At 64.2% G+C, this 17,615-nt stretch carries 19 protein-coding genes; 11 read left to right on the forward strand and 8 right to left on the reverse strand.

From position 1 onward, the window contains the following. Both RCO31_RS30080 and RCO31_RS30085 read left to right on the forward strand, forming a co-directional pair. The gene (locus tag RCO31_RS30080; RefSeq protein ID WP_308972010.1) at window positions 1–1,254 is read left to right on the forward strand and encodes a methyltransferase; all 1,254 of its coding nucleotides are present in this window, start codon (window positions 1–3) and stop codon (window positions 1,252–1,254) included. 65 nt (window positions 1,255–1,319) lie between these two features. Continuing rightward, window positions 1,320–2,144: an alpha/beta hydrolase gene (locus RCO31_RS30085; protein ID WP_308972011.1), complete on the forward strand. Its 825-nt coding sequence runs from the start codon at window positions 1,320–1,322 to the stop codon at window positions 2,142–2,144. A gap of 211 nt (window positions 2,145–2,355) precedes the next feature. Here RCO31_RS30085 and RCO31_RS30090 read toward each other — a convergent pair whose 3' ends face one another. Next, a complete protein-coding gene (locus RCO31_RS30090) occupies window positions 2,356–3,192 on the reverse strand; it encodes a DUF1194 domain-containing protein (protein WP_308972012.1) in 837 nt (278 codons plus the stop codon). 416 nt (window positions 3,193–3,608) lie between these two features. On the opposite strand from RCO31_RS30090, the gene RCO31_RS30095 reads away from it, so the two are divergent. After that, on the forward strand, window positions 3,609–5,291 hold the full coding sequence (locus RCO31_RS30095) for a methyl-accepting chemotaxis protein (protein ID WP_308972013.1): 1,683 nt from the start codon (window positions 3,609–3,611) through the stop codon (window positions 5,289–5,291). Between the two features lie 40 nt (window positions 5,292–5,331). Here RCO31_RS30095 and RCO31_RS30100 read toward each other — a convergent pair whose 3' ends face one another. The 4 genes from RCO31_RS30100 to fabI form a co-directional block, all read right to left on the reverse strand. After that, complete coding sequence (locus RCO31_RS30100; RefSeq protein ID WP_308972043.1) at window positions 5,332–5,613, reverse strand: LysR substrate-binding domain-containing protein; 282 nt, start codon at window positions 5,611–5,613, stop codon at window positions 5,332–5,334. A gap of 310 nt (window positions 5,614–5,923) precedes the next feature. Beyond that, the gene (aroC, locus tag RCO31_RS30105; RefSeq protein WP_308972014.1) at window positions 5,924–7,009 is read right to left on the reverse strand and encodes a chorismate synthase; all 1,086 of its coding nucleotides are present in this window, start codon (window positions 7,007–7,009) and stop codon (window positions 5,924–5,926) included. A gap of 54 nt (window positions 7,010–7,063) precedes the next feature. After that, on the reverse strand, window positions 7,064–7,663 hold the full coding sequence (locus RCO31_RS30110) for a histidine phosphatase family protein (RefSeq protein ID WP_308972044.1): 600 nt from the start codon (window positions 7,661–7,663) through the stop codon (window positions 7,064–7,066). A 26-nt stretch (window positions 7,664–7,689) separates the two neighbouring features. Further along, window positions 7,690–8,514: an enoyl-ACP reductase FabI gene (gene fabI, locus RCO31_RS30115; protein ID WP_308972015.1), complete on the reverse strand. Its 825-nt coding sequence runs from the start codon at window positions 8,512–8,514 to the stop codon at window positions 7,690–7,692. Between the two features lie 209 nt (window positions 8,515–8,723). On the opposite strand from fabI, the gene RCO31_RS30120 reads away from it, so the two are divergent. From RCO31_RS30120 to RCO31_RS30135, 4 genes are all read left to right on the forward strand, one after another. Continuing rightward, window positions 8,724–9,215, forward strand: a complete 492-nt coding sequence (locus RCO31_RS30120; protein WP_308972016.1) for a sigma-70 family RNA polymerase sigma factor — start codon at window positions 8,724–8,726, stop codon at window positions 9,213–9,215. Window positions 9,216–9,267: 52 nt separating this feature from the next. Then, window positions 9,268–10,047 carry an anti-sigma factor gene (locus RCO31_RS30125; RefSeq protein WP_308972017.1) on the forward strand — a complete coding sequence of 260 codons (780 nt, stop codon included), beginning with the start codon at window positions 9,268–9,270 and terminating at the stop codon, window positions 10,045–10,047. An 87-nt stretch (window positions 10,048–10,134) separates the two neighbouring features. Next, window positions 10,135–10,830 (forward strand): cation transporter, encoded by a 696-nt coding sequence (locus tag RCO31_RS30130; protein ID WP_308972018.1) that lies wholly within the window; start codon window positions 10,135–10,137, stop codon window positions 10,828–10,830. Between the two features lie 116 nt (window positions 10,831–10,946). After that, complete coding sequence (locus RCO31_RS30135; protein ID WP_308972019.1) at window positions 10,947–11,411, forward strand: pyridoxamine 5'-phosphate oxidase family protein; 465 nt, start codon at window positions 10,947–10,949, stop codon at window positions 11,409–11,411. A gap of 6 nt (window positions 11,412–11,417) precedes the next feature. Here the strand turns inward: RCO31_RS30135 and RCO31_RS30140 are convergent, their stop codons facing one another. Continuing rightward, on the reverse strand, window positions 11,418–12,395 hold the full coding sequence (locus RCO31_RS30140) for a DnaJ C-terminal domain-containing protein (protein ID WP_308972020.1): 978 nt from the start codon (window positions 12,393–12,395) through the stop codon (window positions 11,418–11,420). 135 nt (window positions 12,396–12,530) lie between these two features. Then, window positions 12,531–13,028, reverse strand: a complete 498-nt coding sequence (locus RCO31_RS30145; RefSeq protein ID WP_308972022.1) for an RT0821/Lpp0805 family surface protein — start codon at window positions 13,026–13,028, stop codon at window positions 12,531–12,533. A 42-nt stretch (window positions 13,029–13,070) separates the two neighbouring features. Here RCO31_RS30145 and pdxH point away from each other — a divergent pair, with 42 nt between their 5' ends. Both pdxH and RCO31_RS30155 read left to right on the forward strand, forming a co-directional pair. Continuing rightward, entirely contained in the window at window positions 13,071–13,712 is a 642-nt protein-coding gene (gene pdxH / locus RCO31_RS30150; RefSeq protein ID WP_308972023.1) for a pyridoxamine 5'-phosphate oxidase, read from the forward strand. A 120-nt stretch (window positions 13,713–13,832) separates the two neighbouring features. Then, window positions 13,833–14,588, forward strand: a complete 756-nt coding sequence (locus RCO31_RS30155) for an SDR family oxidoreductase (RefSeq protein ID WP_308972024.1) — start codon at window positions 13,833–13,835, stop codon at window positions 14,586–14,588. Window positions 14,589–14,618: 30 nt separating this feature from the next. Here RCO31_RS30155 and RCO31_RS30160 read toward each other — a convergent pair whose 3' ends face one another. After that, window positions 14,619–15,599 (reverse strand): tripartite tricarboxylate transporter substrate binding protein, encoded by a 981-nt coding sequence (locus RCO31_RS30160; protein WP_308972025.1) that lies wholly within the window; start codon window positions 15,597–15,599, stop codon window positions 14,619–14,621. A gap of 108 nt (window positions 15,600–15,707) precedes the next feature. Between RCO31_RS30160 and RCO31_RS30165 the strand changes: the two genes are divergently transcribed. Beyond that, complete coding sequence (locus RCO31_RS30165; protein ID WP_308972026.1) at window positions 15,708–16,970, forward strand: 3-isopropylmalate dehydratase large subunit; 1,263 nt, start codon at window positions 15,708–15,710, stop codon at window positions 16,968–16,970. Window positions 16,971–16,982: 12 nt separating this feature from the next. After that, window positions 16,983–17,483 carry a 3-isopropylmalate dehydratase gene (locus tag RCO31_RS30170; RefSeq protein WP_308972027.1) on the forward strand — a complete coding sequence of 167 codons (501 nt, stop codon included), beginning with the start codon at window positions 16,983–16,985 and terminating at the stop codon, window positions 17,481–17,483. The last annotated feature ends 132 nt before the right edge of the window (window positions 17,484–17,615 follow it).

The raw sequence follows: 17,615 nt of genomic DNA on the forward strand, positions 1-17,615 counted from the left end.
ATGGACCACGACCATCGGAACCGGCTTGTCATCGACCATGTCGGCCATCGCGGCGACGGCGTGGCGAACGCCGCGGCGGCGCATGTCTTCGTTCCCTTCACATTGCCGGGCGAGACCGTCGACGTCGATCCGGTTGAAGGGCATGCCGACCGCAGCCGACTCAGGCGCGTGGTGGCGCCGAGCGCCGAGCGCATAGAACCCTTCTGTCCACATTTCACGGTCTGCGGCGGCTGCGCAATCCAGCACTGGCGAGCGGACGGCTATCGCGCCTGGAAGCGCAGCATCGTCGTCGAGACGCTTGAACGGGCCGGCATCGCTTGCGACGTCGGCGAGCTGGAGGACGCGCACGGCAATGGCCGCCGCCGCATGGTCGTGCATGCCCGCAAGAGCCAGCGGGGAATTCTGAAGGTCGGCTTCGCCGCGGCGGGTTCGCACGACATCGTGCCGATCGATCGCTGCCCGATCCTTGCGCCGGGGCTTGATGGCGCACTGGTCGCCGCGGAGACGATCGCTGAAGCGCTCGCGGCCACCGCCAAGCCGCTCGACATCCAGCTCACCGCCACCGCGAACGGCCTGGATGTAGATGTGCGCGGCTCCGGCCCGCTCATTGCAACGGCAACCGCAGCACTCGCCAGGATCTCTGCGCAACACCGTCTGGCACGGTTGACGCGACACGGCGAGATCGTCGCCCAGCTCAAATCGCCCGTGATCGCGATCGGCCCCGCCCAGGTGATATTGCCCCCGGGCAGCTTTCTGCAGGCGACGCAGGCGGGCGAGGAAGCGCTTGCCGCCCACGTGACGTCTTTCTGCGGAAAGGCCAAGCGCGTCGCCGATCTGTTCTGCGGCGTCGGTCCTTTCACGTTGCGCCTGGCGCAGACTGCGCAGGTCAGCGCACACGATTCTGAAGCCGGCGCGATCGAGGCCTTACGCAAGGCCGCGCAGACGACGAAGGGCCTCAAACCAGTCAAGGCAGAAGCGCGCGACCTGTTCCGCCGCCCGCTCCTGCCGCAGGAATTGAACGCCTTCGATGCGGTCGTGTTCGACCCGCCGCGCGCTGGCGCGCTGGCGCAGGCACAGCAACTGGCGGCGAGCCGCGTCCCACTGATTGTCGCCGTCTCCTGCAACGTCGCGACCTTTGCCCGCGATGCGAAGATCCTGATTGACGGCGGTTACAGGATCAGCCGCATCACCCCGATCGACCAGTTCCGCCACACGCCGCATGTGGAACTGGTAGCGCAGTTTTCGCGGCGATAACCCGGTCGGATTGAATGAAGGCGATTGTTTCGTCTGATTGACCGATCGCAAATGGAGAGCGATCCATGAGCACCATCAAGACGGCAGACGGCACGGAAATATTTTACAAGGACTGGGGTACGGGTCAGCCGATCGTCTTCCATCACGGCTGGCCGCTCAGCGCAGACGACTGGGACAGCCAGATGCTGTTCTTCCTGCATAATGGCTACCGTGTCATCGCACATGATCGCCGCGGCCACGGCCGTTCGACACAGACGAGTACCGGCAACGAGATGGATACCTATGCCGACGACGTCGCCGCGCTCACGAAGGCCCTCGACCTTGAGGAGGCCATTCATATCGGCCACTCGACGGGCGGCGGCGAAGTTGCGCGCTACCTCGGGCGTCACGGCACGGGCCGCGTCGCCAAAGCCGTGCTGATCGGTGCCGTGCCGCCCATCATGGTCAAGTCCGAGAAAAATCCGGGCGGCACGCCGATCGAGGCCTTCGACGGCTTCAGAGCAGGGGTCGCCGCCAATCGCGCACAGCTTTACATCGATATCGCCGCCGGCCCGTTCTACGGCTTCAACCGTCCAGGCGCCAAGGTCTCTCAGGGCATCATCGACAATTGGTGGCGGCAGGGCATGATGGGCGGCATCAAGGCCCAGTACGACTGCATCAAGGCCTTCTCCGAGACCGACTTCACCGAAGACCTCAAGAAGATCGACGTGCCGGTTCTGGTCATGCATGGCGACGACGATCAGATCGTGCCCTATGCCGACTCTGCTCCGCTGTCGTCCAAGCTGCTCAAGAAGGGGACGCTGAAGACCTATCGCGGCCTGCCGCATGGCCTCTGCACCACGCATCCGGAAATCGTTAACCCGGACCTTCTCGCCTTCATCAAGAACTGACCGAGGCAACCTCAGCGTTGCCGAACAGGGATTGGCGAAGTGAGTGGCGAAAACTCAGTAGCCCGGATGAGCGGAGCGACACCCGGGGGCTGACTCCGCGACACGATCACCCGGATGTCGTTTCGCTCATCCGGGCTACAGACTGCAAGCTGTTTGACTCTTGAATAGACGGACTACGACCGCGCCGTAGCACGTAGGGCGAAGGCTGCGCCTACCGCCCCCAGCGGTCGCGCCAGAGCTGTTCGCCGATGGTGCAAGGAACGCGCGCTTCACCGCGCGTCTGGGCCGGAATCACCCTGCCCTCAGGTTGCCGCCCTGCCACCTCGAGCACCAGCTTGGTGCGGATCGCCTCCTGGAATTTCTCGCGCTCCTTGATGGGAATAACGAAAGACCCCGGCCCGCCGATGACGCAATCTTCGAAATAGAGGTCGAGCTTCTCGATATCCATCGTCGCGTAGGACGCCTGCTTCACCATCACCGGCAGCCCGTTGATGGTGATGCCTTTCTCCAGCGCCGCATCGCGTGCGGTCAGTACCGGCTCGCCGTTGTTGTTCGGGCCGTCGCCGGAAATGTCGATCACACGCCGCAGGCTCTTGTAGGGACTTTCCGCCAGCATCTGCATCCCGAAGTTGATGGCGCCGGAGATCGAGGTGCGCGAGGCGCGCCGCAACGGCGCCTTCATGATTTCGGCGGCAACCGCATCCGCGGTTTCCGGCCCGTCGACGATCCGCCACGGAATGATGATCTTCTGATCGTGCGCCGCGGCCCACTCGAAGTAGGTTACGGCCACCTTGCCCTGCGGGCCGGTCTTGAGGGCCCTCAGGAACTCCGGCGACGTGATCGCCTGAGCGTAGCCTTCGCGTTGAACCGCAAGCTCCTCAAGGTCCATCGAATAGGACACATCGACCGCGAGCACGAGTTCAACGTCGACCTGACCGTCAGCCGCTTTCTGCACGAACTGCGCATTCGGCGATGCCAAACTCGCGACATCGCCGCCGACCAAGGCTCCCGCGACCAGCGCGGCTCCGATCGAGACACACCAGCGCATAGCGGTCCTCCCGTCGTCCGACGTACGATGCTGCCACGGCTTTGCGGGCCATGAAAGTGTTAACCTGCGGCCGTTGCGGACCGCCTTTCGAAAACCGCGCACATTGTCGAGAGTTTCGCAGGCGCCGGGGTTCCTCGCTCCCGCCGTTTATGAACATTTCACTGAACCCGTCGAAACTAAGTCGCCTCCGCCGGAAAAGTGCCGAGTGCTTTTCCGAGGCGCCGCAACCGGCCATTTACCAACACTTCACTGAGTTGCGTCAAAACAAGGGCGAACGTGTCCGCGCTTTCCTCGCTCGGGTACGACTGGAATTTGCGTCTCCCTTGCCGCGCCTCCCCGCGCAAGTCGTGCCGATCCGCCAGCTCCAGACTTGTCATGATCGGCCAACGGGTCAGAACGACCCAAGGGGTCTCTCAATGCTTGCCAAGCTTTCCATTCGCTTCAAGATCGTCGCGATCGTCACCTTCCTGTTGGTGACCATGGCCTTGCTCGGCGGCTTCGCCGTCCTGCAGATGCGCGCGATCAACGCTTCGGCACACGATATCCAATCGGTCTGGCTGCCGAGCGTCCGCTGGCTCGGCGAGCTGCGTACCAACGTCAACCGCTACCGCAGCGTGGTACGCGAGCATCTGCTCGCCATCGACGCGAAGGGCAAGACGGCGAATGAAGAGCGGCTTGCAGTGGTCGCCAAGGAAATCGCCGCCGCAAATCAGGCGTATCAGCCGCTGATCAGTTCGGCTGAGGAAAAGGCGATGTACGACCAGGCCGTGAAGTTCTGGGCCGAGTATCGCAAGATCACCGACGAGGTGCTGGAGTACTCGCGCATCCTCGAGCTCGAGAAGGCGCGGGAAATGAACGCGGAACACGCGACGCCGGCGGGCCTGAAGGCCGACGAGGTGCTGAAGAAACTCGTTGATTACAACAACGCCGGCGCCGAGACGGCGGCGAAAGAGGCCGAACGAAGCTACGGCCGGGCGCTGTGGCTGCTGCTCGCGACCCTCGGAGCCGTCACGATCGCCGGCCTGTGCGCAGCAATTTTCGTCGTCCGGGACATCTCGCGCGGCATCCAGTCGATTATGTCGCCGATGCGCGCGCTGGGCGAAGGCGATCTTTCCGCGGTCGTCCCGCATCAGGGCGAAAACACCGAGATCGGCCAGATGGCCGACACGCTGCAGGTGTTCAAGGACGCCCTGATCGCCAAGAAGGCAGCCGACCAGGCTGCCGCGGCCGATGCCGAAGCCAAGATCCAGCGCGGCCAGCGCGTCGATGCCGTCACCCGTGAGTTCGAGGCGATGGTAGGTACCATGGTGACCTCGCTGTCGTCGGCCTCGACCGAGCTCGAAGCCGCCGCCCACACGCTGACCAGCACGGCCGAAACCACCCAGCAGCTTTCCGGCTCGGCCGCGGCCGCCTCGCGCGATGTCTCCGACAACGTGCAATCAGTGGCGGCAGCGTCCGAGGAGATCACCTCGTCAGTCAACGAGATCAGCCGACAGGTGCAGGAATCCAGCCGGGTCGCGCAAAGCGCCGTACAGCAGGCCCAGATGACGGATGCGAGCATCGCCGAGCTCGCGCAAGCGGCTGCTCGCATCGGCGACGTGGTCAAACTGATCACCGCGGTCGCAGAGCAGACCAACCTGCTCGCGCTGAATGCGACCATCGAGGCGGCCCGCGCGGGCGAAGCCGGCCGTGGCTTCGCCGTCGTCGCCTCCGAGGTGAAGGCGCTTGCCGCCCAGACGGCCAAGGCGACCGAGGAAATCAGCACGCAGATCGAAGGCATGCAGAGTGCCACCGAGACGTCGGTCAACGCCATCCGCGAGATCGGCAAGACCATCAGCTCGATCTCGGAGATCTCGTCGACCATCGCCGCGGCGGTGGAGGAACAGGGTGCGGCGACCAAGGAGATCGCTCGGAACATGCAGGAAGCCGCGCGGCTTTCCACGCAGGTCGCCTCCAACGTCACCGACGTCAACAAGGGCGCCGGCGAGACCGGCTCCGCCTCGACCCAGGTGCTGGCCTCGGCGCAATCGCTCTCGAAGGAAAGCGGTCAGCTGCAGCTTGAAGTCGACAGGTTCCTGACCGCGCTGCGCGCGGCATAAGCCGCCCTTCCGCTTAATTCTGCGATCGGCGGCTGAGCGATCAGCCGCCGATTTCGTTGTTGGTGCGCGCTGGCCTCTGCTTCCGCCGGCCGCCGTCCAGCAGCTCCCGCAGCGCCTCGATCTTGGCGGAGCCTGCGCCCCTGCGCCAGATCAGCACGATGTCGAAACGGTTCTCGCCCGGCGGCAGCTTCTGCACAGCCAGTCGCCTGCTTTCGGGGAAGGTCGAAAGCACGCTTTTCGGCAGCATGGCAATGCCAATGCCGGCGACGACGCAGCCGAGCATGGCGTGATACGAGCCCAGCTCGATCGTCCGCTCCGGGATCTCGCCGCGCTTCGCAACGCTTTGCGCTGACCCGAGAGATCATTCGTCGCGCGCGCAGCGAACGCGACAAGGCCATCGGCATTGCCATCGACCGCGCTTTCCTATGGGCCTTGCGACAGGTCCGACGCGTGAGTGCATTACGTCAGGCATCGCGTTCGCTTGTCCGAAAACGACGTGAGCGCATCGCTGCCGCGCAGTTGCGCGATTTAAGGGAGCAAGAACTCGCCGACATGGGGTGAACCGTGGCGAAATCGAGAACTGCGTGCGCTATTGCGCGCAACGCCCGCGATGAAGACGCGCTCGTCGCGACCTAGCCGACTTGGCCCCGGTGCCGCAGAAAGTGGTCGGCGAGAACGCAGGCGACCATTGCCTCGCCCACCGGCACTGCGCGAATGCCGACGCACGGATCGTGGCGACCCTTGGTCATGATCTCGGTGTCGGCGCCCTTGCGGTCGATCGTCTTGCGCGGTGTCAGGATCGACGAAGTCGGCTTGACCGCAAAGCGTGCAACCACGGGCTGGCCGGTCGAGATGCCACCAAGAATTCCGCCGGCGTTGTTGGACAGGAACGCCGGTCCCTGGTTGCCCATGCGCATCTCATCGGCGTTCTCCTCGCCGGATTTTTCCGCCGCAGCGAAGCCGGCGCCGATCTCGACCCCCTTCACCGCGTTGATGCTCATCAATGCGGACGCAAGGTCGGCGTCGAGCTTGCCGTAGATCGGCGCACCGAGCCCGGCCGGCACGCCTTCGGCGACAATCTCGATCACCGCGCCGATCGACGAGCCGCTCTTGCGCACGCCGTCGAGATAGCCTTCCCAAAACTCTGCCGTCGTCTTGTCCGGGCAGAAGAACGGATTGTTGCCGACCTCGCTCCAGTCCCACCTATCGCGGTCTATTGCGTGCGGCCCGACCTGCACCAGCGCACCCCGCACCGTCACGCCCGCCACGATCTTGCGCGCGATCGCACCCGCGGCAACGCGCATGGCGGTTTCGCGCGCCGACGAGCGGCCGCCGCCGCGATAGTCGCGCAGGCCATATTTTGCGTCGTAGGTGTAATCGGCGTGGCCGGGACGGAACTTGTCCTTGATGTCGGAATAGTCCTTCGAACGCTGATCGGCATTCTCGATCAAGAGCCCGATCGGCGTTCCGGTCGTCACCTGCACGCCCGTGTCGGGATGCTCCATAACCCCCGACAGGATTTTCACCTGGTCCGGCTCCTGCCGCTGGGTGGTGAAGCGCGACTGGCCCGGCCGGCGCCGATCGAGATCACGCTGGATATCGTCGGCGACAAGCGGGATCTGCGGCGGGCAGCCATCGACCACGCAGCCGATCGCAACCCCGTGGCTCTCGCCGAAGGTCGTGACCCTAAACAAATGGCCGAATGTGTTGAACGACATGGGCTTGTGGTAGCCCCGGCCGCGCCAGGGGTCAAATGATCGGGCAAGCCCGCGTCAAGCGTACTTGGTCAGCCTACCGCCGGCGAAAACATAGACGACGCCCTGCTCCACCTGCGCTTCGACCGCCTCCAGTGCCGTGGCGACGCCGGTCGCCACCATCAGCGCGCGCATCGTGCCGCCATGCGCCACCGCGACCGTGTCCGAGGTCAGTTCGGAGAGCCAGGCCCGCATCCGCACCGCGACCTCGGCATAAGTCTCGCCACCCGGCGCAGTGGTCCCCCAACGATCCTTGTGGCGCGCCGCGAACGCGACCGGATCATGCGCTTCCATTTCCGGGACAGTGAGCCCTTCCCAGACGCCCCAGCCGATCTCGCGCAGGCGATGTTCGACCTTGTAGCTGTTGGCCGGCAGGCCGAGCGCGCCGCGCAGCAGATCCATGGTCACTCGCGCACGCGACAATGGACTGGACACATAACCAAAATGCTGCGGCTCGCGCGCGTCGCGGACGATCAGGTCACGCAGAATGCCTCCGGCCGCTTCAGCCTGCACGCGGCCGCGCGCGTTCAGCGGGATGTCGCGGCTGCCCTGAAAGCGCCCTTCAGCGTTCCATGCGGTCTCGCCATGACGGACGTAGTAGATGACGGGCGAGGACATGGTCGTCGGCATCGCGCTTTCGGCGCCTATTCCTTCGAATTCGCGAGCGTCATGTCCGGCGCATCGGGACGCTTCATGCCGACGACGTGATAGCCGGAATCGACATGGTGAATCTCGCCGGTGACGCCGCGCGACAGGTCAGAGAGCAGGTACAAGCCGGCGTCGCCGACCTCCTCGATGGTGACATTGCGCTTCAACGGCGCGTTGTATTCGTTCCACTTCAGAATGTAGCGGAAATCGCCGATGCCCGATGCCGCCAAAGTCTTGATCGGCCCGGCCGAGATCGCGTTGACGCGAATGTTCTTCTCGCCGAGGTCGGCCGCGAGGTAACGCACGCTGGCCTCGAGCGCCGCCTTCGCCACGCCCATCACGTTATAATGCGGCATCCACTTTTCGGCGCCGTAATAGGTCAGCGTCAGAACTGACCCCCCGTTCGGCATCAGCTTCTCCGCGCGCTGGACCACGGCGGTCAGCGAATAGCAGGAGATCAGCATCGTCTTCGAGAAGTTGTCCTGCGTGGTCTCGAGGTAGCGTCCGTCGAGCTGGTCCTTGTCGGAAAACGCGATCGCGTGGACGACGAAATCGATGGTGCCCCAGGCCTTGCGCGCCTCCTCGAACACGGCGTCCAGCGTCGCCGGCTCCGTGACATCGCAATGGCCAAGCAGGATCCCGCCGAGTTCCTTGGCAAGCGGCTCGACGCGCTTCTTCAGCGCCTCGCCCTGGTAGGACAGGCCGACCGTGGCTCCATGCGCCTGGCAGGCCTTGGCAATGCCCCAGGCAATCGAGCGGTTATTGGCGACACCCAGAATGATGCCGCGCTTGCCCTTCATCAGCCCCGAATTGTCCGCCATCTACGAACCTCTTTCGAATCCGGATCCGGTTCAGCCCATCCGATCCGGCATCGATACGCGACAGGAGGGGTGTAATGGCACACCCCCCACAGGCCTTCAAGGGACCCAGCCAACACAAGAAATAACCGACAGAAACAAAGGAATAGCAGCACACTCAAGGTGTTAGTAGGATCGGAACTGTATCTTTCCACACCCACGCCTGGTCCGTCATGATCGCCTTCCGCCCCAGCGTCGAAGCCATGATTCCCGCCCTGCGCCGCTACGCCCGGGCTCTGACCCGCGACGCCGACGTCGCCGACGACCTCGTGCAGGACACTTTGGTCCGCGCATTGCGATCGGAGAAGCTGTTTCACGGCGGCGACATCAGAAGCTGGCTGTACACCATCCTGACCAATCTCAACCGCAACCGCCGCCGGTCGCTGGCGCGTCGCCCACAGGTCTCGCAGCTGAACGAAGACGACGAGCCCGGCGCCAACGGCACTGAAGCAGAAGGTCGCGACATCGAGCGCGCGCTTGCCGGGCTCGTGGAGGAGCAGCGCTCGGCGTTGCTGCTGGTGGTGCTGGAGGGGATGACCTATCGCGAGGTGGCCGAAATCCAGGGTGTGCCTATCGGCACGGTGATGTCGCGCCTCGCCCGCGCACGCGCACATGTCAAGATGTCGATCGACGGCGAGAAGGTAACGTTGCGACGAGTGAAGTAACGCCATTTTGGGGATGAGCACCTCATAGCGTTTGAAGAACAAGAACTGGACGATGACAATGACCGAACCGAACATGCCAGTCACAGAAGACGAGTTGCATGCGTTGGTCGACAACGAACTGCCGGCTGATCGCCGCGCCGCGGTCGAGAACTGGCTGAAGACCCATCCCGACGATGCCGCTCGCGTCGCCGCGTGGCGCGCAATGGGCAATGCAATGCACGCCCGCTATGGCGGGGTGGCGGACGAGCCGGTGCCGACGCGGCTCGAGCTCGAGCGGCTTGCGACCCAGCCGCGCCGGTGGATGATCGGCGCCGCGGCAGCCGTGTTGCTTGCGTTCGCCGTCGGCGGCGGCGTCGGCTGGTTCGCCCGCGAAGCAGCCGCAGCGGTCGCAACGGCGCCCGACCCTGTCGATGCCATGCGCGAGGAGGCTTTCGCCGCGCACCGGCTGTACATCGGCGAGGTACGCCATCCGATCGAGGTGCGGGCGGAGGAGAATCATCTGCTGCCATGGCTGTCGCGGCGTATCGGCATGACACTGCGCGCGCCGGACCTGTCGAAATTCGACTTGAAGCTGCTCGGCGGCAGACTGCTGCCCGGCATCGGCGCGCCGGCCGCGCTTCTGATGTACGAGAACTCCGCCGGCGAACGGGTGACGCTGTACACAACGCCACTGAAAGCGCAGCGCTCGTCGTTCCGCTATCAGGAGGCCGACAAGTTTGCGTCGATCCACTGGGTCGCCGACAATTACGGCTGGGTGGTCTCCGGTCCCGCCGACAAGCCGCGGCTGAAGAGCATCGCGATGGCAGCGATCGAACAAAGCGAGCGGCGCTGACCGCTCGCAAAAACGCGTTACACTATCCGTGATAGTGTAACGCGGCTGCAAGGGTCCATATGAACCTCCACAGATGATGGAGGGCTCATGAGCGCCGGCTGCGGACACACCCACACCTTCGACGGCGTCTCGGACGACTACAAGCGGCGGCTCTGGCTGGTCATCGCCATCAACGGTGCGATGTTCGCGACCGAGATGATCGCCGGCGCTGTGGCTGGCTCGGTTGCGATGTGGGCCGATGCGCTCGACTTCCTTGCCGATGCGGCCACCTACGGCTTGTCGCTGGCGGTGATCGGCCTGGCGCTCGCCGTGCGCGCCCGTGTCGCGCTCGTCAAGGGGATCAGCCTGACATTGATGGGACTGTGGGTGTTCGGCACGACGGCGTGGCACGTGTTCGTCACCGGCGTGCCGCGCGCGGAAGTCATGGGCGCGATCGGTTTCCTCGCGCTCGCTGCGAATGTCCTGAGCGTGCTGATTCTGATGCGCTACAAGGACGGCGACGCGAACGTGCGGTCGGTCTGGCTCTGCTCGCGCAACGATGCGATCGGCAACATCGCAGTGATGGTGGCCGCCGCCGGCGTGTGGGGCACGGCGACGAAATGGCCGGACCTGGTCGTCGCCGGCTTTATGGCCGCGCTGTTTCTCTCGTCCTCAGTGCAGATCGTCCGACAGGCACTGGTCGAGATGAAGGCGGGAAAGATCGATTTCCACGCGCATGAGCACGACGACCCGTGCTGCGAGGGGCAAGCGCTCGCGACGCATTCGCATCACGCCGCGCACTGAAGCTGCCTGAGTCCGCAAGCAGTGGAGATCAATCACAGCGGCCTGCGCGCGCGCCTGATGCCTCCTTTCGCAGGGATGGCGCACGAGCTATCATCCTTTCATCAGGGAGACTGATGATGCTGACGCTCGACATGAAACGCATCGTACGCGAGCAGCCGCTCGGCTATGTCGCGACGGTTGCCGCCGATGGCACACCCAACGTATCGCCGAAAGGCACTTTCTTCGTCGTCGACGATGCGACCATCGCCTTCGCCGAGATCCGCTCGCCCGCGACCATCCGCAACCTGCAAGGCAACCCTCGCATCGAGGTGAACTTCATCGATCCGTTCGCACGCAAGGGCTATCGCTTCGCCGGCACGGCAAAGATCGTGCCGCGCGGCGAAGAGGATTTCAACAAACTGCTCGAGATGTCGGGCTCGACACTTGCGCCGCGCGTACGTGCCGTGGTCGTCATCACCGTGGCCAAGGCGCTGCCTCTGGTGTCGCCAGCCTATGACGACGGGACGAGCGAGCCCGAGATACGCCGCTCGTGGACCACGCGCTTTCGCAAGCTGCAGCCCAACGAAAGGTTCGAGGAGTAACTGTTCTCACATCCCGCTGCGCGGGTTGTAGGGCTTGGTCTCACGCCAGCGCTGCATCAGCGCTTCGAGGTCGGCATCGTTGCCGTCCGGCAGCGCGATGCGCACGGTGACGAACAGGTCACCCGGGTCCTTACCTTTCACCGGCATGCCCTTGCCCCGCAGGCGGAATGTGCGCCCGCTCGAGGTATTCTTCGGGATCGACAATTCGACCGCACCGTCAAGCGTCGGCACGCGCACCTTGGCGCCAAGCACCGCCTCGTAGAGCGTCACCGGAAGCTCGGCGCGCAGGTCGTTGCCGTCCACCTTGAACAGCGGATGCTGCGCGATCGTCACCGTGATCAGTGCATCGCCCGGACGATGACCGGCGATCTCCTGCCCTTGCCCGCGTAGGCGGATCGTCTGGCCGCTGGTGATGCCGGCCGGAATCTTGACGTTGAGCTCCTTGCCGGTGGGCAACCGCACACGCTTCTCAGCGCCGTGCACCGCGTCCTCGAGTGTGATGCCGAGCGAGGCATTGAGATCGAGGTCGGGCATCGCCGACGGCCCGGGCTCGTACTCGAACGTCTCGGCGCCGCCGCCACGCGCACGCGCGGCACCGCCGAACATGCTGGAGAGGATGTCGTCGAACGCACCGCCGCCGTGGCCGCCTTGCGGCCCAGCTCCGCCGGTGCGGAAGGTGAAGGTCTCGAAGCCGTCGCGCGAGCTGCGCGAGAAGCCGCCCGGCCCGCCAGCGCCGCCACCTGGAAAGCCCTGGAAGCGCGGCTTGCCCTCGGCGTCAATTTCGCCCCGGTCGAACTGCTTGCGCTTCTCCTCATCGCCAATGATTTCGTTGGCGGCGTTGACTTCCGAAAAGCGCGCGGCCGCCTTCGGATCGTTCTTGTTGGCGTCCGGATGGTGCTTCTTGGCAAGTTTGCGAAACGCGCTCTTTATCTCAGCCGCGCTCGCGCCCTTGTTGACCCCCAGCACATCATAGGGGTTGCGCATTGTTCCACTCTCCTTGCGGGAAATCCCCATTTGCCCGCGCGCTGCCATGCGGCGACGGACTTCAGTTCATGTGGGAACGACGTGGCATTTTTGCAACGGGACCACCTCCCGCGCAGAGGGCCGAACCGCGTCGCCTCAGACCCTTCGCCAGGGCTTCATGGTCCGCACTTCCCAACCCTTGCCGACCTTACAGGCCTCGCCCTGCAGCCAGGTCTCGGCCTTGTCCTTGACGTAGCTGGCGAGGAAATCCCGACAGGTGACACCGTTCGCGGAATAGGCATTGGTCAACGGCGTCACCGAGCCGCGTGCGCCCGTGTGCGGGTTTTCCCACGGATGGCTGGTATCCTTGCCGCCCCGCGCCAGGGCTTCGGTCGCGGCCGCCCGGGCATAGGCCAGGTCGGCCTCCGACGGCGACGGCACCGCGCTGAGGCTGGCATAGGCCCCGACCGCGGTCGGCCGGATCGAGGCGGTGGTCTCCGGCTCGGCCTTGCTGTCTGCGAACATCGAGCCCAACTGATAGGAACAGCCGCCGAGCACCGGTGCGGCCACAACCAGCAAGGCTGCGGCGCAGGCCGGCCTTGCGAACGCCAATAGGCGCGCGCTTACCCATCCCGTATAAGGAGAACGTGGCACTGGCTGACAAACTCCCGGACGCAACCGAGGCACCCCACGCACATGACCGATACGACAATCAACAAGACCCCAAACTCGTTAACGTCCGGTGATTTTACGGCGGCCGAGGAGCCGTTCGCGCTATTTTCGGAATGGCTTAACGAAGCATTCAAGTCAGAGCCGGCCGACGGCAACGCCATGACGCTTGCAACCGTCGACCAGGACGGCCTGCCCGATGCGCGCATGGTGTTGCTGAAGGGTGTCGACCACGGCGGCTTCGTCTTCTATTCACATGTCGACAGCGCCAAAGGCCGCGAGCTCAAGGCAAACCCGAAGGCGGCGCTGGTGTTTCATTGGAAGTCGCTTCGCCGCCAGGTGCGCATCCGCGGCAACGTCGAGGCCGTGACGCCGGCCGAGGCCGACGCCTATTTCGCGACCCGCCCGAAGCAGGCCCAGCTCGGCGCGTGGGCGAGCAAGCAATCGCAACCGCTGGAAAGCCGTTTCGCCTTCGAGCAGCAGATCGCAAAATACGCAGCCAAGCACCTGATCGGCGACGTGCCGCGCCCGCCGGGCTGGAGCGGTTGGCGCGTGGTGCCGCTCGCGATCGAGTTTTGGCACGATCGCCCTTACCGCCTGCACGACCGCATCGTCTTCACCCGCGCGACCTCAAAGGATGCGTGGACAAAGACGCGGCTGTATCCGTAATGCATTGTCGCTCGCGAGAGGCGAAGCGGCGCCGTTCTTCGAACGGTCCCAGGCGAGCGAAGCGACGCCGTTCTTCGAACGGCTATGGGCGCTCGCAATGACGCGTGAAAGAAAGTCCTGATGGCCCAGTCCCATTCCAATCACCCGCGCCGGACGTTGCTGCTCACCGGCGCCAGTCGCGGCATCGGCCACGCCACCGTGATCCGTTTTTCGTCCGCCGGCTGGCGCGTCATCACCTGCTCGCGGCATCCGTTCCCCGAGGAATGTCCATGGGACGCAGGTCCGGAAGACCATATCCAGGTCGACCTCGCCGACCATCAGGACACCGAGCGCGCCATCAAGGAAATCCGCTCGCGGCTCACCGACGGGCTGTTGCACGCGCTGGTGAACAACGCCGCGATATCACCAAAGGCACCGGGCGGTGCCCGCATGGGTACGATCGAGACCGACGTCGATACCTGGACGCACGTATTCAACGTCAACTTCTTCGCGCCGATTACACTGGCGCGCGGGCTGATCGAGGAGTTGAAGGCGGCCAAGGGTTCGGTGGTAAACGTCACCTCGATCGCCGGATCGCGCGTGCATCCGTTCGCGGGAGCAGCCTATGCGACTTCGAAAGCGGCGCTTGCGGCGCTGACCCGCGAAATGGCCTTTGACTTCGGCCGCCACGGCGTGCGCGTCAACGCGATTGCACCAGGTGAGATCGACACCGCCATCCTCTCGCCGGGGACGGAGGAGCAGATCGTGCCGCACATTCCGCTCGGCCGCCTTGGTACACCCGACGAGGTCGCGCGCGTGATCTACGCGCTGACTGCCGAGACGAGCTCTTACGTGAACGGCGCCGAGATCCACATCAACGGCGGCCAGCACGTGTGAGGACGGCTGCCACCGGCCCGACAGTCCACGTCAGTCTGGAGTTGCGCCGGATTGCTTGACGATCGGTGCCCAGCGCTTGACATCGTCGCGGACGAACGCGGCGAATTCCGCTTGGCTGTTACCGACCGCGGACGCGCCTTCGAGCTCAAGCTGCTGCCTCAGCTTCGCGCCCTTCAAAGACTCGGCGATGGCTGTGTTGAGCTTGGCGGCGATCGGCGCCGGCAGGTTTGCAGGCGCAAAGACGCCGAACCATGCCACCGACTCGAACCCCGGAACGACTTCACCGATCGCAGGTAGATCGGGAAACGCCTGCAGGCGCTTTGCGCTTGTCACGCCGAAAGCCTTCAGCTTGCCGGCCTTCACCTGCGCTGCTCCAGTCACCATGCTGATGAACATGAGGTCGACATGGCCCGCCAGCACATCGGTCATCGCCGGCGTAGAGCCCTTGTAAGGAACGTTGAGCAGCTTGATCCCTGACATCATCTTCAGCTGCTCTCCGGCGAGATGCAGGGACGATCCGATGCCGCCGATGGCAATCGTGAGCTTGTCGGGCTTGCTCTTCGCCGATGCAATCAGTTGCTCAAGGGTCTGATCCGGCAGCCTCACGTTACCGACGAGCATGCTGGGCACGGTCGCAATCATCGTGATCGGCGTAAAATCCGCGATCGGGTCGAAGGGAAGGTTCGGATAAAGCGTTGCGTTGATCGTATGGCTGGTGAAGCTCACCAGCAGCGTATGTCCATCGGACGATGCTTTGGCGACCGTATCCGCGGCGAGATTGCCGCCGGCTCCCGGCTTGTTCTCGACGATCACCGGCTGCCCGAGAGCCGCCGACAATTCGTGCGCAACCGCCCGCGCCATGGTGTCGGTCGTGCCGCCGGGGGACGCGCCAACGAGAATGCGAACCGGCTTCGACGGATAATCCGTCGTCTGGGCGCGGCTGGCGCTCGACGAGCCTGCAAACGCGGCGGCAACGAGGATGACGGATGCCGCCCGACAAATCGCTTTCATTGTTCAATCCCAGTCATTTCCCGACTACCTGGCTTCACCGGTATTGCCATATTGATATATGTTTATATCATAAGGTAAGTCGTGGCCAACAGGAATTGGACCGTCTCAATGGGCATGACCCTCGCGGAAAAGATCATCGCAAAGGCTGCCGGACGTCCGAAGGTGGCGCCAGGTGAGATCGTGACTTGCAAGGTCGATCTGGCGATGATTCATGATTCGGGCGGCCCGCGGCGGGTCAAACCGATCCTGGATCGGCTGGACGTCGGTGTCTGGGATCCGAGCAAGGTCGTCCTTATTACCGACCACTATGTTCCGGCAACCGACGACGAGAGCCGCAATATCCAGGCTATCGCCAGATCGTTCGCCGCTGCCCAACGCATTGCCAATTTCTACGACCAACAGGGGATCTGTCATGTCGTTCTCCCGGAGCGCGGTCACCTGCGCCCGGGAATGTTCGCTGTCGGCGGCGACAGCCACTCCCCCACGGGCGGCGCGTTCGGCGCGTACATGTTTGGCGTAGGAGCCACGGAAATGGCTGGCGTTCTGGCGACCGGGGAGATCTGGCTGCGCGTGCCGGAGACAATCCTGATCGATTGGACCGGAAAACTCGGTGCCGGGGTCTCTTCCAAGGATATGATGCTGCTGCTCTGTGCGAAGCTCGGCATGGACGGCGGCCGATATCAGGCCGTGCAGTATGCGGGCGACGCCGTCCGCGCCTTGCCCATGCAGGAGCGCATGACGCTTGCCAATATGGCCGCAGAGCTCGGCGGCCAAGCCGGCCTGATCGAGGCCGATTCCATCACCAAAGATTTTCTTCGCGCCGCCGGCGCCGACGTCGAGGATGACGAAAGCTGGCGCGGCGATGCGGACGCCACAATGAGCGAGCATCATGTCTTCGACGCGACGGCGCTTGAGCCGCAGGTCGCAGCTCCGCATAGCCCCGCCAACGCCGCACCGGTCTCGTCACACACCGGAACGCGCGTGGACGTCGCCTATATCGGGGCCTGCACCGGAGCCAAGCTCGAGGACCTGCGCATGGCCGCCTCGGTCCTGCGTGGGAGGAAAGCCGCGCGAGGCGTCGAGCTGCTGGTTGCCCCCGCCTCTCTACGCGATCAGGAAATCGCCCGGCGCGAAGGAACGCTTGACGTCATCCTCCAGGCTGGCGGCCGCCTGCTGGCGAATGCTTGCGGCATCTGCGCCGGCTATGGCGATGAGCGGTTCGGCGAGAACGTCACGGCAATCTCCTCGACGGCACGCAATTTCAAAGGCCGCATGGGAGCCGCAACCTCCAACGTGTATCTCGGCTCCCCCTACACCGTCGCTGCATCGGCGGTCGAAGGCCGCATCGCCGATCCGCGCGCCCACATCTGAAGGACACCCTGCATGAGCGGCCGTGCGTTCGTTTTCGGCGACAACATCGACACCGATGTTCTCGCGCCTGGAAAGTACATGAAAGCGCCCGTCGAGGAACTTGCGCGCCACTGCATGGAAGCCATTGCACCGGATTTTGCACAAACAGTGCGAGCCGGTGACGTCGTCGTCGCCGGCCGAAATTTCGGCATGGGGTCGTCGCGCGAACAGGCCGCGCAGGCGCTGAAGATCCTCGGCGTATCAGCCGTCGTCGCCAAGTCCTTTGGCGGAATCTTTCTTCGCAACGCCCTCAATCTCGGCTTGCCGGTGATGGTGTGTCCGACCACGGAGCAGATCCGGCAGGACGATCGCGTCGCAGTGGATCTCGTCGGCGGCCGGGTGATCAACGAGACGACCGCGACGACACTTGCCGGTGAGCCCCTGCCCGGCTTTCTCCTCGACATGCTCGCCGACGGCGGACTCGTTCCGCACCTGGAAAAGCGGCTGGCGGCGAAGCGCGAAACGTCAGGCTAGTGTCGTGGATCAGAAATTCGCACTATCGTTGCCGCGAGTCCATCGTGCGAATTTCTGATCCATAAACGACACTAGAATCATAAACTTGCTAGTGTCCTGATCGAATCTGAAGTTCGCTCTGAGCTCGCTGCA

It is taken from the genome of Bradyrhizobium sp. LHD-71, assembly GCF_031157255.1.
In the GTDB taxonomy this organism is placed as follows: Bacteria; Pseudomonadota; Alphaproteobacteria; order Rhizobiales; family Xanthobacteraceae; genus P52-10.